Origin of the sequence: Bacillus sp. OxB-1 (assembly GCF_000829195.1) — a bacterium.
In the GTDB taxonomy this organism is placed as follows: Bacteria; Bacillota; Bacilli; order Bacillales_A; family Planococcaceae; genus Sporosarcina.
Window position 1 is genome coordinate 1,387,966 of sequence record NZ_AP013294.1, and the last position, 24,304, is coordinate 1,412,269.

A 24,304-nucleotide genomic window follows, 5' to 3' on the forward strand; every position below is an offset into this window, starting at 1 on the left:
AAGTACAAACTCAATTCGAACTTATCCTGGAGGGACTGCCTTTGTTTATCGCGCTCGGATTCTTTTTATTCTTGTCGTTTTTCCTGTCGGGAAGTGAAACGGCCCTAACCGCTGTAAATCGAATGAAAGTCCAGTTCCGGGCGGATCAGGGGGACAAGCAAGCGATCCGTCTGCAACGACTCATTTCAAAACCGGATCGCATGATCACTGCGATTTTGATCGGGAATAATATTGCCAATATTATGATGCCGACTATCGTCACGATGATTGCCATCGACAAAGGGGCCAATGTTGGAATATGGACCGGGGTGCTGACTGTCATTTTGATCGTTTTCGGAGAGGTGTTGCCAAAGACCATCGCCGCGACGTTTGCGGATCGTGTCGCGTATGTCGTGGCGCCGACCATCAGTCTTATCGTTAAAGTCATGACTCCGATCACCGCCTTGCTGTCCATGTTCACCAATCTTTTCATCCGCATCATTTCGAAAGGTACAGTGACGGAGGCGACGTTGACAAAAGAGGATCTTCGTTCGTTAGTGGATATCGCTTCCATCGAAGGGACGTTCGAACAAGATGAATCCCTTCGCTTGAAAGGGGTGCTCGATTTCCCGGAGAAAGACGTGTCAGACGTATTGGAGACACATCGGACGGATATCGTCGGCCTGTCGATTGACTCCACTTACGAGGAAGTGCGGGATACGATCTTGGAACATTCATATACCCGCTATCCCGTGTATGAGGAAAGCATGGATGCGATTGTCGGGGTCTTTTATTCTAAAATGATTATTAGCTGGTCATTGGAGCCGGACCGGAAGCTAGGGGAACTGATCGACCGAGATCCGCTTTATGTCGTCCAATCTTCCAGTGTCGAACGTGTTTTCAAGTTGATGCTCTCGAAGAAAAAGCATATGGCGATCGTGTTGGACGAGTATGGCGGGACGCTCGGCATCGTGACGCAAGAGGATATCATCGAGGAAATGATCGGACAAGACATCGAGGATGAGACGGACCAGGAAGAGGAAGAGCTGGTCTATGAAAAGACGGACACGATGCTCATCTGCCACGGGCGGCTGGAAATCGTCGATGCGATGGAACTGATGGATATTGAACTGCCTACCGATAATGAAACTTTGGGCGGATTTGTCCTGCAAGAGCTCGGCCATCTTCCCGAGCCGGGGGAACGCTTTACGTATGAAAATCTGCGCTTTGAAATTGAAGAGATGGATCGGAGCCGAATTTTGCGAATGAAGATCACAATCAAGGAAGAGGATAATGAGACGCCGGCCACCTGAAAATAGGTGTATCCATTGCTCTGTTCACATATTTTTCAACATGCTTACAAGTTTGTAAGCCAACTGAAAGAGATTCCGATGGTTTGTAATCTCCGTATTGCCGATAATGGTATCAACAGTAAGAATACGGAGGCGCTGCAATATGAACCAGAATCTGAACGAACTCTATGAAGAATACGGACGATACATATACCACCTATGCTTGAAACTGACCCGCAACAAAGAGGAAGCCGAAGATCTGATGCAGGATGTCTGGGTGAAAGTCGTCCGCTACAGTGGACGGATGGCGGATGTCGACCATATGAAAGCTTGGTTGACGACAATTTGCATGAACACGTTCCGCGACCGATACCGGAAAGACGTCAGACGCAGCAAACATGTGATGAACCAACCTGAAACACTTGATGTGCCACTGCTGGACTTGGTGGAAAGCGATGGACCGACACCGTCCGAGCTAGTGGAACGAAACGATATCCAAGTGCGGGTGCAAGAGAAAATCAGCGAGCTGGACCATATTTACAAGAAAACGATTGAATACTTCTATGTTTATCAATACTCTTTAATGGAAATTGCGGAAGTGATGAAAGTGTCTATCGGGACTGTGAAATCCAGACTGTTCCGGGCCAAAAAATACTTGAAAGAAATCCTTATGGAAGACAATACAGTCCGCGACTATGTCATCGCGTAAACACAGCCCGACTGCGGCTGTGTTTTTTGTTTGCAAGTCTCCAAGTCAGGGAATCTATGAATGACAAATGGCAACACAGAACGGGGTTGGAAGGATGACAGAGACAAAGAGGAAGCATCTTCGGAATTATGCAAAGCCGGTCCTGATTGGAATGTTGCTGCTCTATGGGTTGCTCTATATCGGGGTCATCGTATGGCATACATATAAACCGCTGCCGGATGGAATTTCCTATGAAGGGGATTTACATTTCACGGACGACGTGGACATGTTCACGGACCTGACGTACGCCCAGAACGAGGATGGGGACGGGATGGTGCATGAGCTGTCGATTTTTGAAGAAGTGTATAAGATGGTGGAGGAGGCGGAGGAATTCATTGTCCTCGATTTTTTCCTTCTCGACCATCATTATGATGAAGACGTGGACTTTCCGAAAATTGCACAGACGTTGACAGAGCGTCTGGTCGCCAAAAAGGAAGAGCATCCGGGGGTCCGAATTGTGTTCATCACCGACCCGGTCAATACGGGGTACGGTTCGTATGAATCGGAATGGTTCACCAAAATGGAGAAGGCCGGAATCGAAGTTGTCTATACCGACTTGGATCCACTTCGGGATTCGACTCCGATCTACTCGGGATTATACAGGACCCTATTCCGATGGGGGGATCTCGAGAAGAAGGGGTGGATTCCGAACGCGATGGCAAGCGAGGCGCCTAAGATGACGCTGGCCTCCTACATGAAATTGCTGAATGTGAAGGCGAATCACCGGAAGACGTTCGTCACGGAAAAAGCGGCTTTGGTCACCTCCGGCAATCCGCATGATGCGAGCGGTTTCCATGGCAATGTCGCATTGAAGGTGAAGGGCGCCGTCTTGAATGATATTTTGGAGGCGGAGGAGGCTGTTCTTGCCTATACGAACGGGGGTTCATTGCCGAGGGGGGATGTCGAAGAGCCGGCAGACGGAGACTATGCAGTGCAATACATTACCGAGAAAAAGATTTTTGATACGCTGCTTCATGATATTCAGATGACGCAATCCGGGGATACGATCCGGATGGGGATGTTTTTCATCGCCGAACGGCAGCTTGTCAATGCGCTGGTTGAAGCGGCGAATCGCGGGGTGCAAGTGGAGATGATTTTGGATCCGAACGAAAACTCTTTCGGAAATGAAAAATCCGGTCTGCCGAATCGTCCCGTCGTGCAAGAGATGGTGGAAGACACGGATGGAAAGCTGGAAGTTCGCTGGTATAACACGGTGATCGGTCAATATCATACGAAATTGGTCGTCATTCAGACTACTGAGGAAACATACATTACGAACGGTTCTGCGAATCTGACGGAACGCACTTTGGATAACTATAATTTGGAGGGGAACTTGCGGGTGATTGCCCCGAATGACAGTGAATTGGCCCAAGAGCTGGACTCCTATTTTCATAGGCTGTGGGAGAACGAGGATGCGATGTATACGGTGGATATGGAAAAATATCAGAATGAATTCACGTTTCTCCAACGGGGCATCTATTCATTGCAAAGTTGGCTGAAGTTGACGACCTATTGAAAAGAGGCTGTCCGATAGGGATGGCCTCGTTTCAATCTGTATATTAAATGTGGTCGGATGCGGAGCAACCTGTCCCGCCCGTATCCATCAAGAAAATTGGGCTAGTTGTTTATTCAACTCGGCCAGCTTCTCTTCCATCGCTGCCAAGCGGGCTTCGGCTTTTTGGACGGATTGGTCGTTCCCGGTGGATTCGAGCTTCTCGATATCCCCTTGGAGATTCACATAATCCATCTTCAATTCGGCAATTTCGGATTCCAATTGGCTTTTGTTCATGATAGGAGCCCCCCTCGTTTTTCTTCTAGTGTAGCATATGGGAGGTCTCTTTGCCTGTCGAACCGCCGATATTGCGTTTCGGATATTCCAAATAGTAACGGATGGCTTCGCATACCGCATCCTTGCCGTCGCCGAGTCCGAGGGACAGTTGTTTGGCCACCGCTTTATGGCGGAGCGTTTCATGCAGAAGAGGCTCCATCACGGCATTTAACAATCCCGATTGCTTCACTTTACGTCCGAGCCCGAGATGGATGAAACCATGCTTTTCTTTCGGGAAGGCGAGTCCGAGCTCGAAATCATTTTGCGCCAGGACGACACAGGGAATCCCCATGACGGCGACTTCGTATGGCATATAGCCGGATGAACAGAGTACGACATCTGCCGTCGAACAGACTTCGGCAAAACTGTATGGAGGCAAGATGATCTTCGTATTGCGACGGCTCAAGGCCATAATCCGGAGCGTGCTAATATCATGACTATAATGCTCACCTACGAGGATCGTTATTTTCAACGGAATCTGAAGCTGCAACATATGGCGCAACGCCCGATATGTCAAGTTCCCTTCGTCTTCATCCCCAAACGAGATGACAAGATGGGGAAGCGGGCCTGCTGATTTCTGTCGAAGTCCGATCTCTTTGAATGAATCAACCTCTTCATCCGGAAAGAAGCTCGTCGTCCCGACGACATAATGGTCCGGGACCTCTTCGTTGGAATCCATATACAAAGTCTGGAAGACGAGATCCGCACAATTTCCCCCATCGCCGAAATCATCGAAGTGGATGATGGAAGGAACGAGTTCCGTAATCCTTTCCGCATCTTCCTGGGTTGTCGATCCGCTGTCGCGGATCAGGAGATCGGGTTTTAGGACGGCCAACGTCTGGGGAAGGGCGGCTTGGCCGAGAATAGAGATGCTTCGGAATCCGTCCGGTGCCGGGGGGGAATCCTTCCCGCACAGGAAGACGATTTCCGTTTCTTGCTGCAGCGCGTGTGCGAGTATCGTGGCTCTGCGTTCGGGATAGGAGCCTTTTCCATCCGAACGTGCAATATAGAATGCGATCCGTTTCTTTTCTTGTCCGCTTATTGGAATCACCCTTTCAAGGAATATCTTAGATACCATCCCTTCACGATATGTGAACGAATAGGCAACTATGCTCCTGAAAGGAAAGTCAGTTCTGTTCATCCGAATTACGGCTGCATAGAGGGGGCGTTTTTCTGGGTGAAAAACCTATATTCCGGTTGGCTCCGAGCTGCTCGAACCCCTTCATGTCGGGCTTTCCGCCAATTATTGGAGAAGAAGGGAAGGAGTATGGTACACTGGCATTATTTCGTTTGCCTTGCAGAAAGAATTGAGACGTTGCCAAAGTGGAAAGTAGGATAAAACGAAAACGGCAAGTTCTGGGGGGATTCCGTTGTTTGATTCGATATTGTTTGATTTGATGCTGATCCTGTTGTTAGGGATTTTATCGCAATGGGTGGCTTGGAAATACCGGATGCCGGCGATTGTCATCATGTCGGTTGCCGGCCTGTTGGTAGGTCCGATTTTCGGGTTGATCGATCCGCAGGAAAGCATGGGTGAGCTGTTCGGGCCGATCATTTCATTCGCGGTTGCAATCATTTTGTTTGAAGGCAGTCTGAATTTGGATTTCCGGGAAATCCGGGGTTTCAGCAAGCCGGTAGGGAGGATTGTGACGGTAGGGGCGTTCATCGCGTGGATTGCCGGTTCGCTCGCCGCCCATTATTTGGCGGGGCTCTCGTGGGCTGTTGCCTTCATCATCGGTGGACTTTTCATCGTCACGGGGCCGACTGTCATTTTGCCTTTATTGCGGCAGGCGAAGTTGAAGCCGCGTCCCGCCGCGATTTTGAAATGGGAAGGGATCGTTGTGGATCCGTTCGGGGCGCTGTTGGCGGTGTTCGCGTTCGAGTTCATCAAATTCCTGAATAGTGAAGTGACTCTGAAAGCATTGCTTCTGTTTTTCGTCGCTTCCCTATTTGCCGTCCTTCTTGGCTGGGGGGCTGCCCGCATCATCGGCAGTGCGTTTGAACGCGGCAGCATTCCGGAGTTTTTGAAAGCGCCGATTCTGTTCGTCGTTGTCATTTTCACATTTGTGTTGTCGGATGAGATCATGCACGAGACGGGCTTGCTGGCCGTGACGGCGATGGGGATGACGATGGCGAATATGCGGTTGACGACACTCCATGATGTGCGCCATTTCAAGGAGAATATTTCCGTATTGTTGATTTCGGGAATTTTTGTCATGTTGACGGCGTCTCTTGACCCTCATGTGCTCATCGAAATCTTCAACCCGAATATTATACTGTACGTACTTGCAATGCTGTTCATCGTCCGGCCTTTGTCAATTTGGATTTCGACCATTGGCACCGATTTGAATAACCGGGAAAAGCATCTGATTGGCTGGATTGCACCCCGCGGCATCGTGGCGCTGACCGTTTCCGGTTACTTCGCGACCATTCTGCTGGAGAACGGCTATCAGGATGCGGAATTGCTGACGGCCTTGACGTTTGCGCTCGTCTTCTCGACAGTGGTTTTGCATGGGTTCACGATCGGCTGGTTGGCGAAACGGCTGAATTTGACTACGGCGGACGAATCGGGAGTGCTTTTGGTGAGCGGAACCCGGTTTGCGGCCGAACTGGCGGTCTCCATCAAAGAGACGGGAAATGCCGTGATGCTCGTCGATCGATCTTGGGCAGGGCTGTCCCATGCGAGGAAGCGTGGATTGACGAGCCACGTTGGGGATATCTTGTCGGAACAGATCGAATACCATTTGGATCTGACGCCGTATCGGTATATGCTGGCGATGACGAAGATGGATACGTATAACGCGCATATTTGTGCGGATTTCGCACCGGATTTGGGACGTGAGCATTTATTCCAGACGGCCTTCCATGTCGGGAAAGATGTCGAGTCGTTCAATATTACAGGAGGGCAAACGCTTTTCACGCCTGCCATTTCCATCTATGATCTGGAGGAGCGGATGGATTCGGGGCATGTCATCCGCAAGACGTTGATTACAAAACAGTATAGTTACACACAATATCTGCGGGAGCGGGATGATACCTCGATCCTTTTATACATTCACCGGGCGGACGGATCGATCGAGTTTTACTCGCCGAATGTCGAGTTGCAGGCGCAGGCCGGAGATGCGGTCATTGCCCTGACATCGCCATTCAAGACGATTGAGCGAGTCAAAGACCGGCTGGCAGCGGAGAACGGGGAGGACGCGGTTTCCGTAGAGGAAATCGAGGACTTCTTCACGGAAGAGAAAAAGCCGGGGAAGCCGAAAATTCCGGGCGAGGCGCCACTTTCCCAACGCTAGGAGCGGCTTTCCGGGATAGCGGACCTTTTTTCTGATACGATAGGGAAGGATTAGGAAGGAGAGGGTTCGAGTTGAAAGTTTTGTTTGTGGACGGGACCATTATCGGCAGCAAAACGGGTGCAGTACTGGAAACAGTCCGGCAATTTATTGAAGAGACCGGCTGTGGCTACGATTTGGAACTACTCAAATTGGCAGATTACGACCATCAATTCGTCGATGGCCGCCCTGCGAACGCATATAATGAAGACATGCAGAAGCTGGTGAAGAAGTTCGAAGAGGCGGATGGCTATATTTTAGCGACGCCCATTTTCCAAGGATCGATACCGGGTGTGTTGAAAAATGCTTTTGATTTGCTCCATCCGCGCGCATTGCGGTACAAACCGGTGTCCGTCGTGGCGAACGGCGGCACGTATCAGCATTATTTAGTGGTCGAAAATCAGCTGAAGCCGATTTTGGATTATTTCCGTTGCCTCGTCACACCGAATTACGTTTACACCCATGCCAGCCATTTCGATGAAACGAATAAAATCATTGACGCCGACGTGCACAACCGCCTGCGCGAGTTGGCAAGAGTATTCGTCCAATATGCGGAAATGAGCAAGACATTGCCCAAAAATGCAATAGATGAACAATGACAAAAACCCGCCTGGCCACTCTCGCCAAGCGGGTTTTTGGGTTGTGTACCCGCTTATTGGTCCACAGTTGCCAAGACAAATTGGGGATAATTCTGAATAGTGTTCGATTTGTAAAGGTGACTGTCACCAGTGCACGCATGATATAATGGATTTCCAGAAAGGGGTTTTTTTGATGTCCAAATCTGTAGTATTAGCTGAAAAGCCATCGGTCGCCCGGGATATTGCGCGGGTGCTCGGTTGTCATAAAAAAGGGAACGGGTTTTTGGAAGGAAATCAATACATCGTCACGTGGGCGCTTGGCCATCTGGTGACGCATGCCGATCCGGAAGGCTACGGGAATGAATATAAAGAGTGGAAGCTCGAACATCTCCCGATCATTCCAGAACCATTCAAACTGGTGCCGATCCGCCAGACATCCAAGCAATACAACGCGGTGAAAGCACTCCTTAGACGGAACGATGTCAAAGAAGTGATTATCGCGACAGATGCCGGTCGGGAAGGGGAGCTTGTCGCACGTTGGATTCTGGAGATGGCGAAAGTCCGAAAACCGATCAAACGGCTCTGGATTTCCTCGGTGACGGATAAGGCGATCAAGGACGGATTCAACCAGCTGAAAGATGGTCGCCAATATGACAATTTGTACGAAGCGGCCGTTGCCCGGGCGGAGGCGGACTGGGTGGTCGGCATCAACGCGACGCGGGCGCTTACGGTGAAATACAATGCCCAGCTCTCGACGGGGCGCGTCCAAACGCCAACTCTTGCCATGATTGCGGAGCGGGAGAGGCAGATCCGTGAATTCCAGCCGAAATCCTATTACGGATTGCAAGCGTTGACAGAAACGGCAAGGTTCACTTGGCATACGAAAGCGGGTCAGACCCAGTCTTTTGATAAAGAAGTCGTTGAAAACGTCCTTCACAAGCTGGACGGGGTTCATTCCGGAAAGGTGCTTGAGGTGAAATCAACCCCCAAGTCACAACCCGCCCCGCATCTGTTCGATTTGACGGAATTGCAGAAGGAAGCCCATCGCCGCTGGGGCTGGTCGGCGAAAGAGACGTTGGCCACGCTTCAAAATCTATACGAACGTCATAAAGCGGTCACCTACCCACGGACCGATTCGAAGCATTTGACGTCCGACATGGCGGGAACGCTGAAAGAGCGCATCAAGGCAGTCGATATCGGACCGTATCGCAAGTCGGTCAATGCACTGCTCCGCTCCAATGCCACGAAGCCGCAAAAAGGTGTCATCGATGACAAGCGGGTGTCCGACCACCATGCTATCATTCCGACGGAGGAAACACCGATCTTGCCAGACTTGTCCGACAAGGAAAATCGCCTGTATGACCTGATCGTCAAACGGTTTTTGGCCGTCTTCTTCGGCGCGTTCCGTTACGATCAAGTGATGGTGGAACTCGAGGCAGGCGGAGAAATATTCAAGGCGAAAGGCCGGACGATCACGGACGAAGGTTGGAAAAAAGTCTATTCGACCGACGAAGAAGAATCGGATACCGATGCGCTTCCGCCTTTCCAAAAAGGCGACGAAGTGAAAATCCGGGCGATCGTCATGACGGACGGACAAACGAAACCGCCTGCCCGGTTCAATGAAGGGACGTTGCTTGCGGCAATGGAAAACCCGGTGCAATTCATGGCAGGTGAATCGAAAGACCTGATTAAAACAATCGGTGAAACCGGCGGGCTCGGGACGGTAGCGACTCGGGCGGATGTCATTGAACGGCTTTTCAGCACGTTCGTCATCGAAAAGAAAGGCAACGACATCTACACGACCTCAAAAGGCCGCCAACTGCTTGAACTTGTTCCGGAAGATTTGAAATCGCCGGCACTGACGGCGGAATGGGAACAAGGGCTGACGAAAATCGCCAAGGGTCAAATGAAAAAAGAAGCGTTCATGAAAGACATGATCGACTTCTCCAAAAAGACCGTCAGCGAGATCAAAACAGACGATAAGAAGTTCCGCCATGATAATGTGACTGGGAAAACATGCCCCGACTGCGGCAAACTGTTGCTGGAAGTGAACGGCAAGCGCGGCAAGATGCTCGTCTGTCAGGACCGGGAATGCGGCCACCGCCGCAATGTCTCCACATTGACGAACGCCCGATGCCCGGTATGCAAAAAGAAACTGGAATTGCGCGGGGAAGGCGATGGCCGGATTTTCGTCTGCAAATGCGGCCACCGCGAAAAACTGTCCGCCTTTGAAAAACGTCGGGCCAACTCCGGAGGGAAGAAAGCCGACAAGCGGGATGTACAAAAATATATGAAGAAACAAGAAGAGCCGGTGAATACGGCAATGGCGGATGCGCTGAAGAAATTATTCGATAAATAAGGGATGGGTCGGGTGAAAGTTCCTGTTTCGAGGGAAAATCCATGGTGAGATGGGGATAGGCATCCTAGAGGGACAGCCATATTTTGAAGCTTTTGACGGGTTTATTAGAAATGAAATACAGGTATAATCAAGTTACTAGTATTTTGTGAAAATGACCTGTCGGAGGTGAAGTTCCATGAATGCCGTCTTGACACAGGCCGTTGGTGATCAAACCCAGCGCTATGAGGCCATTCGTAGACGCAATGCCGAAGCGGCGTACGACCGGAACGTCCAATACAATGGGCGCCATCAAAAAACGATCGAAGAATTGGAAGCATTGTTGGTCGGGGACAAGGAGCCTGCAATCGAGCCGGATGTCAAACCGGATGTCCGGCAGCTCGACGCGGGACAAATGAAGCAGATTGCCCTTCCCCTCGGAAAAACGTTGGAGGAAACGGTGGATCTCTGGCGCGGCGTGCGGGCGGAAGCACTCGCTGCCGAGCCGGAACCGACGACGGCGGACTATCAGTTGGCCGCCACCGCATCTGCAAAAATACGGCAGACAGAAGCGCAAATTGCCATCCAGGACCGCATCCGAACGGAGTTGGAGCTTCATACTGCTCAGCAAGAGATGCCGGCAACCAACATTCCGACAACAGAGCTTCCCACTGCCGAAGAACGTGAATTATTCCTGATGCAGAAACGCTACCAGCAAGCCATGTCCGCCTATTCGGTGCAAGCGGAAGCCCGGCAAAACGGCTATGCCATTGAATGGCCAAGCTTTTCTAGAACTGCATGATTTATAATGGAAAGGCCGCCTATGTGGGCGGCCTTTTGAATTAGGGCAAGGTATGATAGAGGCTATGGATTTTGCCAGGGTGTGTCAGTTTGATCGCAAGGTGTGATAGTTTGTCCCAAGGGTGTGCCAGTTTCCTCCGGGGGTCGTACAGTTTTCGGAGGGTGTGTCAGTTTGATCGCAAGGTGTGTCAGTTTGCCCCAAGGGTGTGCCGGTTTCCTCCGGAGGTCGTACAGTTTTCGAAGGGTGTGTCAGTTTGATCGCAAGGTGTGACAGTTTATCCCAAGGGTATGCCGGTTTCCTCCGGGGGTCGTACAGTTATCCAGCCTTATTATCACCGGTCCTCAAATCGGACGACTTCTTCTATCCCGGTTCCCGTGTTACAGTAAAAATATATAGATCAATCCAATAAGGATGTGAGTCCATGGCGAAAAAGAAGAATGTAAAAACAAATGCAGTGCGGATCCTCGAAGGGGAGCAGGTCGGATATGAATTGATGGAATACGCAGTGGACGACGGCCTGCTCGACGGAGTATCGGTTGCCGAAAAGACGGGCCAGGCGGCGGACAGCGTTTATAAGACGCTAGTGACAATGGCAGGCCCGCCGCGGGAACTTTTTGTGTTCCTCCTGCCTGTGGCGGCGGAACTGGATTTGAAAAAGGCGGCCCGGGCAGCAGGCGTGAAAAAATTGGATATGCTGCCGTTGAAAGACTTGACCAAAGAAACCGGATACGTGCGCGGTGGCTGCTCCGCCGTCGGCATGAAAAAGAAGTATCCGACATTCATCGACCGCTCCGCAGAAAGTCTGGAACGGATGATCGTCAGTGCGGGAAAACCCGGCTTGCAAATGAAACTCGCCCCGCAGGACTTGGCTCGTGTAGCAGAAGCAAGTTTCGAAGACCTTGTAAAAGATTGAGCCGCTCGCTCTGTAAGGAACCATGGTACAATGGGGACAGACGAAAACGGTCGAAGAAAGTAGAATGAGAATGGAAGACAGAAAAAGAGTAATATTGCTGTGGAGATGGATATTTTTCATCGTTGGATTGATGGTCATGTCCCTTGGCATTTCCATGACGATTAAAGGGCAGCGGCTCGGCATCGCCCCTTGGGATGTGCTGCATGTCGGCTTATACCAAAATCTTGGATTAACGATCGGCTCGTGGGGCATTATTACAGGGTTCATCATCATATTGTCCACATCGGCGGTCATGAGACAATGGCCGAAAATCGGGACATGGATCAACATGGTCCTGATCGGGCTATTTATCGATTTGTTCAACTGGTTGCTTCCTGATTTCAGTACACTGTGGGGACAGGTGATCATTTACGTGCTCGGTGTGATAGTTCTATCATATGGCGTTGGCATTTACGTCTCCCCGAATATGGGAGCCGGCCCCCGGGACAGTCTCATGCTCATCCTAGGGAAAAAGTGGGGTTTCAGCATTAGGGTGGTACGGACGGGTATTGAAATTACCGTTGCCGTGCTCGGATGGCTGCTGGGCGGTCCTGTCGGAGTCGGAACGGTCCTGATTGCACTGCTTAGCGGGCAGATCATCCAAATCGCTTTGCCACAATGCCGGAAACTATTGCTGAAGATCATCAAGGAAGACGATGAACAGATTTTATTGAAATAAGCGAAAGCACGGGCAGACAAGCCGTGCTTTTTTTCGTGTTCCGCGCATAAGATAAGCGAACGTACAGAAAGGATGGTCGGCATATACGGAAAGGTAACGCAATACATGGGGACAGCCTATACGGGACTTGGAATTTCGCATAAATACGATAAGTTGATGGCGGAAGCTGCGGAGACAGTATTTCTGAAATGCCCCCCAACGAATACCATTTCAAATGCGCTGAATGAAACCGCCATGCATTTTATCAAACGAGGATACGACATCGATCGATTCATGGATCCGATCCAGTTGGATAAAACGGATGCCATCTTCATAAAAGGACCGAACCTTTTCTACCTTCAGGCTTCGCATCCCGTCGCCTTGGAACCGACAGACCTCGGCGGCAGGCATCGGGTGATCAGCCTCTATGATATGTATGAGGAAGCCAAACTGCGGGAAATGAACGAAACAATCGCGGGCGATCGGAAAGAAGCGGAAACAGCGCTGGAAAAAGCCATGAACGCCTTGAGGGAAGCGAAAAAAATCCATGATGAATGGGAAACGGTCAATATCGGCAGGATGATATGGGACCTCCATGTGCAAACGATCGCTTCGTTGAAAGAGGAGCTGTTCGGAACAATCCGGTTGAATAAAAAATCGACCGTCTCTCATCGGTTGATCGGCTCCATGACATCGAACGGCGGCGCACATGATTACATCCCGTCCATCACGCATGCGTCAGAGCGACGGCTGCTCATCAAAGGTTTGCCGGGGACGGGGAAATCGACTTTGATGCGGGCGCTTGGGACGGAAGCCGAAAAACGGGGATTCGATGTTTTATATGGATGGTGTGGGCTCGATCCATCGGGGATTGATTTGGTCCAATTCCCGGAATTGTCGATATGCCTGTTCGATGCGACGAAACCCCATGCCTATGATCCCGAGCGTCCGGGCGATGAACTGTTGGATTTGGTGAAAATGTGTACGGACGATGAAGAAGCGGAAGAGAAGATCGGCACGATCCGGGAAGCATACCAGGAAAAAATCATGGATGCCGACGGATACATGCAGGCCTATGCGCAAGCAAGAAACAAGATGATCCAAGATATGGACTCTGCCATCCGGCATGACGTCCTACATGAGAAATTGGCCTTATTGGTGGAGGAAGAATGAAAGCACCCCGTACGGAACGGCTCCGTGCGGGGTGCTTGAACTGTATTAAAATAAAAGGTGGGCAACTCCTGCAATGATCGGCAGGGAGATCAATGTACGAAGAAGGAAAATGACAACAAGATCCAGGATATTCAATGGAATCTTCGTCCCTAAGATCAGTCCACCGACTTCGGACATGTAGATCAATTGTACAACGGAAACGGTCGCAATGACAAAGAGCGTCATCGGTTCTGTAATCACACCGTCCGCCAAAATGACGGGCAAAAACATATCGGTGATCCCGACAACCATCATCGGTGCCGCTTCCGCCGCTTGCGGCAATCCGAGAACGGCAAGGATCGGTTCGAATGGTTTTCCAAGAATCGTAAAAACACTCGTATACTCGGCGATGATCAGGGCGACCGTACCGAAAGCCATGACGATCGGAGCCACACCGAACCACATATCCAGTACATTCCGCAAGCCATCGCCGATGACTTGTCCGAAAGAACGGTTTTTCTTCGCCGTCGCCAGTGCATTTTCCAACCCATGGCTGAAGATGTTATAACCTTCAGGCATCTTCTCTTCATTGCCGGTAAAAGGCCGGCCGTCAATATATTCGGAACGTTTTCCAGCTAGCGGATAGATCCGCGGCATGATCAAGGCGAGGATGAACCCTGTCAGGAGCACCGTCCCATAGAATGGCAAGAAGTAATCGTCCAAACCGACCGTACCGATGATGACAAGGGAAAACGTGATGGATACGACCGAGAAAGTCGTCGCAATGATCGCGGCTTCCTTTTTCGTATAATGGCCGTCCTCATATTGTTTGCTCGTCAACAGGACGCCGATCGTACCATCGCCAATCCAAGAAGCGAGTGCATCAATCGAAGAACGGCCCGGCAGTTTGAATAAAGGCCGCATGATTTTCACCATCATCGTCCCGAAAAATTCGAGCAATCCGAAATTCAGAAGCAATGGCAAGAGCAAACCGGCAAAAAGGAAAATCGTGAATAAGAATGAGACCAGTCCGTCCGGCGCCAACAGCAAGCCGCCGGTGTTTTCATTCCAAACAGCTTCCGGTCCGATTTGAAAAGTGACCATGACAGCAAAAAAGGCACCTAGAATACGAGTAACTGTCCAAAAAGGAGACACTTTAAATAGACTCGTTAGAAAAGAAGGTTTTGCGCCGTCGCTTCGTTTAAAGAGGAACAGCAACGAACCGAGAGCAGCGATGACAATAACGATCATGGCGGCCATCGGCATGGCCGGTTCCAGCGCAACGGACAATATATCTGCAAACTTGGCGATTGGAACTTTCCATCCGCTTTCGAACTTCAGCGGAATCATGAAAAGGGCGACCCCGAGAATGGAAGGCACGAGGAATAGCAGCCAAGCGGATAAACTGAATTTCTTCACAATCCCAACTCCTTTTAGCAATACAAAAACGTGAATAAATATACACTAATCTTTTTTGATTCATCTGTAAAGAGGGTGCGATTAAGTTGTACTATTCAGGTAAATTAAAAAAGAGCATGTCTTGATCGGAGGAGGGGCGATTTACCTTTAAGGTGGTTCGTTTTATAGAAATGAGGGGGCTAGGTTTTGGAGGGGTTCATTTTATATATACATAAAAAAATACTGCAATCAATCAAAGTGCGAAGGGGTTGATTGATTGCAGTATTTCGGTGCAGAATGAAGACGCCGACTTTTGGACCTGCCGCTGGATGTCCTTCATATATCGATAAGTATCGCGGGCCATTCAGGTTTATTCAAAATCCTTATCCCAACGATACGTATAAAATTGCTCCTGCGTCAGCCATTGGATGGCTTCGGGATCTTGTGCTGCCCATTTCTCTTCCATTTCCTGAAGCAGCCAAATCGTTTGGGAGGCGTGGGATTTTAACGTAGCGATTTTTTTCTCGGAAACCGGGGTGATATCATGAATGACGTCCGGTTCCCCGAGCATCTCGACTGTGTTATTGGCAAACGCCTTTGTATAAAGCGTCGGACGTTCTGCTTCCGGCATTTTGCGGATGGCCCGGACTACGGCACGCGCGGTTGCATCATGATCCGGATGGACGGACAATCCCGGGTAGAACGAAATGACGAGGGACGGATTCGTTTCGTCGATCAAATCGGTGACAAGCTGGACCATTTTATCGTCGTCCTCAAATTCAATCGTCTTATCCCGAAGGCCCATCATGCGCAAATCGTCCAATCCCATCGCTTCACAAGCTTTCAGGAGTTCTTCCTTCCGGATCTGTGGCAATGTCTCCCGGTTCGCAAACGGTGGATTGCCCAAGTTTCGCCCCATTTCGCCCAGAGTGAGACAGGCATAGGTGACGGGGACCCCCATCTCCCGATATGTAGAAATGGTGCCGGATACCCCGAAAGCCTCGTCGTCGGGATGCGGGAAGATGACCAGCACATGGCGTTCTTTTTTTATCATTACAGTCCCTCCTTAATATGTGAACGGCGTCTCGCTGATTTCAAGAGCGACCGCTAGCTTTCCTTCCCCATCCAGACCGGCCATCAGCAGCCGATCATGCTCATCCAACGTATAATGGGTGATCCCTTGAGCGTAAATCCAGCCGGACGGAAGCTTCAAGCCGACGCGGTGCGGCGAATCCCCCGCGACTTTCCCCAATTCATATTTCACCACTACATTGCGAATAAACGCACCCGCGTTAAAAAAGCCTTCATTGAAATGGGTCGCATAGGAACCATTGGTCGTTTCCAAGTGGATGTAGACCTCTTTATTCGCAAAGGAATCAATCAATTCCTGCAAATGCTCCGGTTTAACTTGCTCCATGGATACTCCTCCTTCTTGCTGCAAACTGCTTCTCTTCAGTATATAGAAAAAAAGAGTTGAATGCGATATCCTTGCTTCGACGGGGAAAGGTAGGCAGTGCGATAGGGCCAGGATTAACAACTAACCTCGTCAGTTGTCCAACCAAACGCTCGAAGTGTCCAACCAAATTGGCGGGATGTCCAACGAACGGGCGGAGTTGACCAACGAACCCGAGGTTACCAACGAATCCCGGTAGTTGTCCAACGAATCGCCCGGGGTGTCCAACGAAAGTGTCGAGTTGTCCAACGAACGGGCAGAGTTGTGCAACGAACTCGGGGGTTACCAACGAACCCGAGGTTACCAACGAATCCCAGCAGATGTCCAACGAATCGCCCGGGGTGTCCAACGAAAGTGTCGGGATGTCCAACGAACGGGCGGAGTTGACCAACGAAATCGAAATTACCAACGAATCCCGGCACGCTTACCCCTGATATTCCGGATGCCCATGCCGAGCGCAGCCAAATAGGTAGCAGGCGGTATCGAGGTAGGTCCCGAATTCCAAGGCAGGGACGTAGCCGTCAGAGATTTGCTCATAAAGTTTCATGTCATCTCGCAATCGCTCAAGATTTTCCTCTTTGTCGCGCGGCGTCCAGTCTTCATCACAGTCTTCCTCCACGGACTCTTGCCACTCCACCTCTTTCAGTTGTCTTGCTTCGTTCAATACATCCTCCGCTAATTGCGTACGGTCGAGCTTCCGCAAGGCGAAGACGTAGCGGCCGACCCAGCTCGGTTGTTTCCAATAGTTGTCCCACCCTATGGCGAACCAGTAGACTGCCTCTTTGTAAGCCCCGATTTCAACGTAAAGGTCTGCCACCTCCACTTCGCCGACGAACTCATCGTCCTCTTTTGCGAACGTAGCAAGCACCTGCTTGGCTGCGTTCCGCTTGCCGAGATCTGCCAAGCATTTCGCATGTCCATAAAGCGCCGTGTCCGACTTTCCGGCCGCACACCTGAATTGCTCGGAAGCTTCTGCCGTTTTGCCAAGCTCATATGAAGCGACCGCCAAGTTATGCCATGCCGTTTTGGATTCATGGATGGCCAGAGCTTGTTCCCAAGCGCTCTTTGCTTCCTCCCACCTTTCAAGCCGTCCATACAATTCACCTTGCAAATAATAAGGGAAATGCGAGGATGGCTTCAGTGCGATTGCCTCTTCGGCAAGTTCCAGCGCTTTTTCGAATTCATCTTCTTCATGGCAATAAATCCATGCCAAATTTGTCAACGACTGAACATCCCGCGACCGGCGAACCGCTTCTTGGAATAACTCCAATGCCTCGTCATACTGATTCGCTTCCAGCAGTTGAATCGCTTGTTGATTCAAGTTCATTCCCGTCCTCCTTAATCAATCACGCCTCGGCGTGAGTGCGTCCGGATTTTTTTCGAGCTCGAGGCCGACAGGATGTCGGTCATGCAGTCGTTGCGACAGGACGTCGCGCACTTAGACTGCCTTCCTTTAAAAGCTACCCTTAAAAATCCGTGACATCCGCCGGAGACTTTATCTTTATTCAACAGGAGTTTGAACATCCGTTGAACAGGAGATAAAACCGCATTCATCTCACCACCTATAGAGGTGGGAGTCTTTTGCTGAATAAAGATAAAAAACCAGGAGACTTCTGCATCTCCTGGCATCCACTTACACTTCAGTCAACGTAATTTCCGGTGCGCCGAATCTGGTTTTGGCGCCGTGCATGACAGGACCGACGTATTCATTCAGTCTCCAGCCATTTGCAATGGCAGCGGTGACGAATTCTTTCGCTTCCACGACCGCTTCCTTCACGCCCATGCCGTTTGCCAGATTGGCTGTGATCGCAGCGGCGAATGTGCAGCCCGCCCCGTGGTTGTAATGCGTGTCCGTCTTTTCGGCTTCGAGCAGTGTGAAGGTCTGCCCGTCATAGAACAGGTCGGCGGCTTTGTCGTGCTGCAGCTGTTTGCCGCCTTTGATGACGACGTTGCGCGCACCGAGGGAATGGATTTTTTCCGCGACCGACTTCATTTGATCGATTGTCGAAGGGGTTTTCATTCCCGCCAGTTGGCCTGCTTCGAACAAGTTGGGGGTGACGATTTCGGCTTTCGGTAGCAAATAGGTCACCATGGCATCGACTGTTCCCGGGTTCAAAACCTCATCTTCGCCTTTACAGACCATGACGGGATCGATCACCACATGGTCGAGACCGGATTCCGCAATGGCTTCGCCTGCCGTTTGGATGACCTCTTCCGTGCTCAACATCCCCGTTTTGATGGCATCGATGCCTGTGGATAGGGCGGTCTTTATCTGCGCTTTCAAAATATCGGTCGGGAGGGAGTACACGGAGTGGCTCCAGTTGTTATCAGGGTCCATCGTCACAACGACGGTCAATGCCGTCATGCCGTACGTTCCGTGCTCCTGGAAAGTTTTCAAGTCGGCTTGGATCCCTGCTCCACCCGACGTATCGGAACCTGCAATGGTCAATGTCTTTTTTAATGTCATAATGAATCTCCTTTAGTTTAGTATGAATATATCTCAATCTTAATGAAAGTAAAGAGGAATTACAATTGTCGGACATTAGCAATCAGTTGTAGGGTAGGGAACTTTCCGTTAGTCTAAACGTATAAGATATTGTCGAATTACGAGACTAGGAGGGGTGGCATGGCGAAAGATAAGAAATTGGATGAAATTGAAAAGCTGCTGCAGGAAGTCCGGTCTTCCCAGAAAGAATCCGCTGTCACAGTCGATGAAATGGGACCGCGCAAAAAGATCCCTTTCTGGAAAGTCGGGAAACTGTTCTTTTCCGTCTGGCGAAAATCATTTATCCTCATCGGACTTCTCATTTTAGCCCTATTAGTGGCTTTGCCATTCGTCACGTTTCATTTCCTCAAGACAGGATCGACGGCAACGGAAGAAAAAGGCGTGTTCCTGGAACGGATACAAGAACTCCAACAGCTCACAACGGCTGAAGTATATACAAAAGTGATCATCGAACGGCGGGACAACCAGCTGTTCGGACAAGATATCGGCTTGAATGTGCCGGGGACGAAACGGCAACTATTGGTCATCATCCCGGGGTCTGTCAAGGCCGGAGTGGACCTGTCAGGTTTGACAGAGAAAGATATAGTGGTACATGAAGAACAGAAGAAGATTGAACTGGCGATTCCCCCCGCCACTTTTCTAGGAGGGGCCGAACTCTTTTTCGACCAGGTCGAAGTGTATTCCTATGAGGGGGTCTTCCGGGAAAAAGCGAATATTGAAGAAGCGTATGAACTAGCTGCGGAAGCGAAAAAACTCATTGTCGAGGAGGCGAGCGGGCAAGGCATCCTGCAAACCGCGCAGCATCAAGCGGAACAGACGTTGGAGGACATGTTTTCATTCACCGGCTATGATGTGACGATTAAGGTCAAGGAGTGATCGCCCGATGGAGAAGAAAATATTCGGTAATGATTGGGATGACGTGCTGGAGCATGAATTCCAGAAGCCGTATTACCAACAGCTCCGGGAATTTTTGAAGGTCGAATACAGCAAGGAAACCATCTACCCGGCGATGGATGATTTGTGGACAGCTTTCAAATTAACCCCTTTTGAAGAAGTGAAAGTCGTCATTTTGGGACAAGATCCCTATCACGGGCCGGGGCAGGCGCACGGCTTGAGCTTTTCCGTACAACCGGGCGTTCCATTGCCGCCGAGCTTGCGGAATTTATTCAAAGAATTATCGACGGATATCGGATGCGCCCTTCCCGAAGAGGGCACATTGACAGGATGGGCACGCCAAGGGGTCCTGATGCTGAACACGGTGCTGACCGTGCGGGAAGGCAAAGCCCACTCCCACCGGGGGCAGGGGTGGGAACCGTTCACGGATGAGGTGATCCGCCAATTGTCCGTGCGGGAAAAGCCGGTAGTGTTCATCCTTTGGGGACGTCCCGCGCAACAAAAGAAGAAACTCATCGACACAACCCGGAATGCGGTCATCGAATCCGTACACCCGAGCCCGCTCAGCGCCAGCCGCGGCTTCTTCGGGAGCCGTCCCTATTCCGGAACCAATCAAATCCTGAAGTCGTGGAATGAAAAACCAATCGACTGGTGCCAGGTGAATCGTTTTGAATAAAGAAAGGGGCGCTTCTTGGACGGGGCGCCCCTTTCTACGTGGGCTAGTGCTGATAACTTGTTGGGAGTGCTGATAACTAACCGCCGATCGCTGATAACTTACTCCCCACCTACACCACCCGCTCATCTCCCAACCTACCCTTCATTCAACCCGAATAATAGGCGTGTCTTGCAAAACTTGGGGTTGGAAAGCTATAGTTGTATTGAATGAAGGGGGGATGCGTGTGGCTGTCAATTGCTTTCGATGCCGAAACTTCTACGTGACGTGGGAGCCGAAACATCCGCGGGGATGCAAGGCATACGGATTCAAGTCGAGGGAGCTGCCGTCCGTCGTCGTCCAACGGTCCTCCGGCATGGAATGTATGAAATTCGAACCGAAAACGAGGGAGTGAAGCTGATGATTTCACAACAACAACTATTTGCGGAGATGGAGCGGCAGCTGCAGATGGCGAAGCGGGCGGGGGATGAACGGACGGTCCGGGAGTCATTGGCCGCCATCCGTTCGCTTTGCGAGGTCGTGCTTGGCGGGGAGGCGAAGCCCGAGATACCGGCTATGCCGATCACTTCATTTGAAACGAATGTGTTGGAGGAAGAGGATGCCAATGGGGGCTCCATCTTTGATTTCTAATGAATAAATTTGTGAACCTGACGGATATCTCATCCAATTTGACGGATATCCTCTGAAAAGTGACGGATATCCCAATCTATTTGACGATTATCTCCGCCAATCCGCGACACCGATTTAAAATCGTGCTGAAATCGTCATCTTTCCCCACTCGGAAATCGGATAAACTGGTAAGTACCATGGAGAGAAAGAAGGGAACGGAATGCCATTTTTCATTATTGCGGGGGCGGTCAATGCCGCCATGGCCGTTGCGCTTGGAGCGTTTGGTGCGCATGCGCTGAAAGAGCGGTTGTCGGAACGGTATTTGGCCATCTGGGAAACCGCGGTGCAATATCAAATGTTCCACGCGATCGGATTGCTGGCGATCGGTATTTTGATGAGTTCTTCTCTATTCGGACCATCAACATCCCTGTCATGGGCCGGGTATTTGATTTTGGCCGGGATCATCATCTTTTCGGGAAGCTTATATGTGCTCAGCCTATCGGGAATCGGCGTGCTTGGCGCCATCACTCCGATCGGCGGCGTCGCGTTTATCATCGGGTGGATCATGCTGATTGTCGCAGCTGTCCAATTTGGAAAATAAGGCAAGGAGGGATGTCCCCTCCTTGTTTTTTTATCCACTGAATTGTCAATTCCAAAATTTCCGGTTCTCTTCCTTTTTGATACACTAAAAGAAAAGGAGGCATTCCTATGGCTCTCACCCGTACGCGATCCGAGCAGTGGATTTTCGGTGTCTTGCTAGCTTTCACCCTTATCAGTAATTACCTGATCTATCGCCTGCCTGACATTGTGCCGGCTCCTGCCTATGCGACAGGAGTGGTCTTCGGCTCACTCCTCGATTTGGCGATCATTGCACCGCTGCTCATCTTGGCGATGACCCGGAAGAAAGGGTTTACTGTGAAGCGGTTCATCACCTTCATGGTGCTCGGTCTTGTGGCTGCCCGTTTCATCATTCCGGCATCGCACTTCGAACCGTTCCGATTCGTCCCGTATGCAGCCATCGCGTTGGAAGGCGGTATTCTGCTCGCGGAAATCGGACTGGTTTTCCTGCTTGTGAAACATATGCCGGTCATTTTACGCGATATGAAAAAGTCCTCTGCCACCGGGTTGTTCGCCTTTCCAGCCACGGTGAGAGAAAAGGTATCCGCCCATCCATTGATTTCCGTGATTGCAGCCGAATCGGTGATGTTCTACTATGCCATCGCCTCTTGGAAACAAGCACCACCCTTAGGGGAATCCAAGTTCTATCTCCACCGGAAGACAAGTCTGCTTGCGTTTTACGTCATGCTGATCCACGCGATTATCATCGAGACGGTGGGCCTCCACTGGTTCTTCCATGACAAATCGGTCCTTCTTTCCATCGTCTTGCTCCTGCTCAATGTCTACACGGTGCTTTATTTTATTGCCGAAATTCAAGTGGTCCGTCTCAATCCGCTCGAATTGGCGGAGAATAAAATGCGGATTTCTCTTGGACTGGGCAAGCGGATGGAAATTCCGTATGATGCGATTGCCGATATCGTGGAAGGGGAGGCCGCTCAGTCGTATGACTTGAAGCAAAAAGGGTTGATCCAATTCATCGCCAAGGATTTCGAAGAATTGAAGCCCCAGTTTGTCCTTCATTTTAAACGCCCGCTTCGGGCAACGTTGTTCATAGGGATGGAAAAAACATACATGAGCGCAGCGATCCGGGTGGATGAACCAGAACGTTTCCTTCATGCGTTAAAAGAGAAGATGGAACAATGAAACAACGTCCGTACCCCCGAAAATGGGCGTACGGACGTTGTTTATGGCGTCTGATTAAAATAACGCAGCTCCTCATCAAATTCCGCGTAATCGAAGTAGATCATCGGGAATAAATAGCGATGCCCAGTCCCCGATTCGCTCAAGATGACGTGGTCACGTCCCGCTGCTTCTACCATGCCCCGGACATTTTTAGCGGTTGTGCCCGTCGCGCCATGCTCGAAAGAAAAGTGGAAATTACCGATTTTCCCGCGATTCAGACGTAAGATGTTCTCGATATACGATTCTTCCCGCCCTTGTACAGGCGACCTTCCGCCCGGAAGCGTCACTGGCGGCGCGACATGCTGATTTTGATAGGTAGGGTTCCAATAATATTGAACCAAGTCTTCATCCTTTCTCTTTTATCAATTATGCCTCGGCGTAATGCCGCGCGAGTAGATCCACTTCTCTACTTGTGGCCTGTATCACAGCCACGGCAATACCCCCTTGCCATTACCTTATGTCCGGGTTGCGGCAAACATGCAAACCGGGAAAATAAAAAACCACATGCAGATCACTCTGCATGTGGTGCGTTTCTTCAGATTTTAAAGAACTCCGCTTTTTTATCGCCTTCTAAAATGGTGCCGACGAAGAATGAGCCGAATACGCCGTAGCGCGCGCTCACTTCATCGAAACGCATTTCATAGACAAGTTTCTTGAACTGAAGAACGTCATCTGAAAATAAAGTGACGCCCCACTCATAGTCGTCAAAACCGACAGAACCGGAAATGATCTGTTTCACTTTTCCTGCATAGCTGCGGCCGATCAAGCCGTGGCTGCGCATCAATTCTTTCCGCTTGTCCATATCGAGCATATACCAGTTGTCGTCGCCTTCGCGCTTTTTGTCCATCGGGTAGAAACAGATATACTGGTTGCGCGGCAATTCCGGATAGAGACGACCACGGACATACGGATTCTGATATGGGTCTTCATCCGATTCGCCAGCTAGATAATTAGACAATTCTACGACGGAAACATACGAATACGCCGGGATTGTGAAATCGGCAATCGTCAGTTTATTGAATTCAGCTTCCAGTTCTTGCAGTTCATCCATCGTTGGACGCAATGTCATGAGCATGAAATCCGCTTTTTGTCCGACGACTGTATAGAAGGCGTGACTTCCTGTTTTGGCGTCATCCGCTTGTTGCAATTTTTCCAGGTAGGCGAGGAATTCATCGACTGCCGCTTGGCGTTCCTCTTTCGAAATCGCTTTCCAAGATGCCCAGTCCATGGAGCGCAAGTCATGTAATACATACCATCCATCGAGTGTGATCGCTGCTTCATTCAAAACTATTCAGTCTCCTTCACGATATATTTA

At 50.4% G+C, this 24,304-nt stretch carries 25 protein-coding genes; 16 read left to right on the forward strand and 9 right to left on the reverse strand.

Annotated features, from left to right (window positions below):
- The first annotated feature begins 41 nt into the window (after window positions 1–41).
- The 3 genes from OXB_RS07030 to OXB_RS07040 all read left to right on the forward strand — a co-directional run bounded on the left by OXB_RS07030 (window position 42) and on the right by OXB_RS07040 (window position 3,535).
- On the forward strand, window positions 42–1,292 hold the full coding sequence (locus OXB_RS07030; protein ID WP_041073017.1) for a hemolysin family protein: 1,251 nt from the start codon (window positions 42–44) through the stop codon (window positions 1,290–1,292).
- Between the two features lie 142 nt (window positions 1,293–1,434).
- Window positions 1,435–1,980 carry an RNA polymerase sigma factor gene (locus tag OXB_RS07035; RefSeq protein WP_041073019.1) on the forward strand — a complete coding sequence of 182 codons (546 nt, stop codon included), beginning with the start codon at window positions 1,435–1,437 and terminating at the stop codon, window positions 1,978–1,980.
- A 94-nt stretch (window positions 1,981–2,074) separates the two neighbouring features.
- Complete coding sequence (locus tag OXB_RS07040) at window positions 2,075–3,535, forward strand: phospholipase D family protein (RefSeq protein WP_041073021.1); 1,461 nt, start codon at window positions 2,075–2,077, stop codon at window positions 3,533–3,535.
- An 87-nt stretch (window positions 3,536–3,622) separates the two neighbouring features.
- Here the strand turns inward: OXB_RS07040 and OXB_RS07045 are convergent, their stop codons facing one another.
- Together OXB_RS07045 and OXB_RS07050 are read right to left on the reverse strand one after the other, a co-directional pair.
- Complete coding sequence (locus OXB_RS07045) at window positions 3,623–3,808, reverse strand: SE1832 family protein (protein ID WP_041073023.1); 186 nt, start codon at window positions 3,806–3,808, stop codon at window positions 3,623–3,625.
- 25 nt (window positions 3,809–3,833) lie between these two features.
- Complete coding sequence (locus tag OXB_RS07050) at window positions 3,834–4,925, reverse strand: hypothetical protein (protein ID WP_052483898.1); 1,092 nt, start codon at window positions 4,923–4,925, stop codon at window positions 3,834–3,836.
- 292 nt (window positions 4,926–5,217) lie between these two features.
- Between OXB_RS07050 and OXB_RS07055 the strand changes: the two genes are divergently transcribed.
- The 7 genes from OXB_RS07055 to OXB_RS07085 all read left to right on the forward strand — a co-directional run bounded on the left by OXB_RS07055 (window position 5,218) and on the right by OXB_RS07085 (window position 13,677).
- A complete protein-coding gene (locus OXB_RS07055; protein ID WP_084212402.1) occupies window positions 5,218–7,143 on the forward strand; it encodes a cation:proton antiporter in 1,926 nt (641 codons plus the stop codon).
- A gap of 71 nt (window positions 7,144–7,214) precedes the next feature.
- Window positions 7,215–7,778, forward strand: a complete 564-nt coding sequence (locus tag OXB_RS07060; RefSeq protein ID WP_041073024.1) for an NADPH-dependent FMN reductase — start codon at window positions 7,215–7,217, stop codon at window positions 7,776–7,778.
- 172 nt (window positions 7,779–7,950) lie between these two features.
- The gene (locus OXB_RS07065) at window positions 7,951–10,116 is read left to right on the forward strand and encodes a DNA topoisomerase III (protein ID WP_041073026.1); all 2,166 of its coding nucleotides are present in this window, start codon (window positions 7,951–7,953) and stop codon (window positions 10,114–10,116) included.
- Between the two features lie 175 nt (window positions 10,117–10,291).
- Entirely contained in the window at window positions 10,292–10,894 is a 603-nt protein-coding gene (locus OXB_RS07070; protein WP_041073028.1) for a hypothetical protein, read from the forward strand.
- 421 nt (window positions 10,895–11,315) lie between these two features.
- Window positions 11,316–11,807, forward strand: a complete 492-nt coding sequence (gene ybaK, locus OXB_RS07075) for a Cys-tRNA(Pro) deacylase (RefSeq protein WP_041073030.1) — start codon at window positions 11,316–11,318, stop codon at window positions 11,805–11,807.
- A 70-nt stretch (window positions 11,808–11,877) separates the two neighbouring features.
- Complete coding sequence (locus OXB_RS07080; protein ID WP_041073032.1) at window positions 11,878–12,525, forward strand: YczE/YyaS/YitT family protein; 648 nt, start codon at window positions 11,878–11,880, stop codon at window positions 12,523–12,525.
- A 105-nt stretch (window positions 12,526–12,630) separates the two neighbouring features.
- Window positions 12,631–13,677 (forward strand): hypothetical protein, encoded by a 1,047-nt coding sequence (locus OXB_RS07085; protein WP_052483899.1) that lies wholly within the window; start codon window positions 12,631–12,633, stop codon window positions 13,675–13,677.
- A 45-nt stretch (window positions 13,678–13,722) separates the two neighbouring features.
- Here OXB_RS07085 and OXB_RS07090 read toward each other — a convergent pair whose 3' ends face one another.
- The 5 genes from OXB_RS07090 to thiD all read right to left on the reverse strand — a co-directional run bounded on the left by OXB_RS07090 (window position 13,723) and on the right by thiD (window position 18,974).
- Window positions 13,723–15,075 (reverse strand): YjiH family protein, encoded by a 1,353-nt coding sequence (locus OXB_RS07090; protein ID WP_041073034.1) that lies wholly within the window; start codon window positions 15,073–15,075, stop codon window positions 13,723–13,725.
- A gap of 349 nt (window positions 15,076–15,424) precedes the next feature.
- Window positions 15,425–16,108, reverse strand: coding sequence for a bacillithiol biosynthesis deacetylase BshB2 (gene bshB2 / locus OXB_RS07095; RefSeq protein WP_041073036.1), 684 nt, complete (start codon window positions 16,106–16,108; stop codon window positions 15,425–15,427).
- Between the two features lie 12 nt (window positions 16,109–16,120).
- Entirely contained in the window at window positions 16,121–16,471 is a 351-nt protein-coding gene (locus OXB_RS07100; protein ID WP_041073038.1) for a YojF family protein, read from the reverse strand.
- A 460-nt stretch (window positions 16,472–16,931) separates the two neighbouring features.
- Window positions 16,932–17,834, reverse strand: a complete 903-nt coding sequence (locus OXB_RS07105) for a tetratricopeptide repeat protein (protein WP_041073040.1) — start codon at window positions 17,832–17,834, stop codon at window positions 16,932–16,934.
- Between the two features lie 306 nt (window positions 17,835–18,140).
- A complete protein-coding gene (thiD, locus tag OXB_RS07110) occupies window positions 18,141–18,974 on the reverse strand; it encodes a bifunctional hydroxymethylpyrimidine kinase/phosphomethylpyrimidine kinase (protein ID WP_041073042.1) in 834 nt (277 codons plus the stop codon).
- 159 nt (window positions 18,975–19,133) lie between these two features.
- Here thiD and OXB_RS07115 point away from each other — a divergent pair, with 159 nt between their 5' ends.
- From OXB_RS07115 to OXB_RS07135, 6 genes are all read left to right on the forward strand, one after another.
- Entirely contained in the window at window positions 19,134–19,889 is a 756-nt protein-coding gene (locus tag OXB_RS07115; RefSeq protein ID WP_041073044.1) for a DUF4230 domain-containing protein, read from the forward strand.
- Window positions 19,890–19,896: 7 nt separating this feature from the next.
- A complete protein-coding gene (locus OXB_RS07120; protein WP_041073046.1) occupies window positions 19,897–20,583 on the forward strand; it encodes a uracil-DNA glycosylase in 687 nt (228 codons plus the stop codon).
- A gap of 223 nt (window positions 20,584–20,806) precedes the next feature.
- A complete protein-coding gene (locus OXB_RS18380; protein ID WP_084212403.1) occupies window positions 20,807–20,974 on the forward strand; it encodes a uracil-DNA glycosylase in 168 nt (55 codons plus the stop codon).
- 5 nt (window positions 20,975–20,979) lie between these two features.
- Complete coding sequence (locus OXB_RS18195) at window positions 20,980–21,210, forward strand: YwdI family protein (protein ID WP_041076405.1); 231 nt, start codon at window positions 20,980–20,982, stop codon at window positions 21,208–21,210.
- Window positions 21,211–21,409: 199 nt separating this feature from the next.
- Entirely contained in the window at window positions 21,410–21,790 is a 381-nt protein-coding gene (locus OXB_RS07130; protein WP_041073048.1) for a DUF423 domain-containing protein, read from the forward strand.
- A 107-nt stretch (window positions 21,791–21,897) separates the two neighbouring features.
- Window positions 21,898–22,950 carry a hypothetical protein gene (locus tag OXB_RS07135; RefSeq protein ID WP_041073050.1) on the forward strand — a complete coding sequence of 351 codons (1,053 nt, stop codon included), beginning with the start codon at window positions 21,898–21,900 and terminating at the stop codon, window positions 22,948–22,950.
- Between the two features lie 41 nt (window positions 22,951–22,991).
- Here the strand turns inward: OXB_RS07135 and gerQ are convergent, their stop codons facing one another.
- Both gerQ and hemQ read right to left on the reverse strand, forming a co-directional pair.
- On the reverse strand, window positions 22,992–23,330 hold the full coding sequence (gerQ, locus tag OXB_RS07140) for a spore coat protein GerQ (RefSeq protein WP_041073051.1): 339 nt from the start codon (window positions 23,328–23,330) through the stop codon (window positions 22,992–22,994).
- Window positions 23,331–23,524: 194 nt separating this feature from the next.
- Window positions 23,525–24,274 (reverse strand): hydrogen peroxide-dependent heme synthase, encoded by a 750-nt coding sequence (gene hemQ / locus OXB_RS07145; RefSeq protein WP_041073053.1) that lies wholly within the window; start codon window positions 24,272–24,274, stop codon window positions 23,525–23,527.
- Window positions 24,275–24,304: the final 30 nt, after the last annotated feature.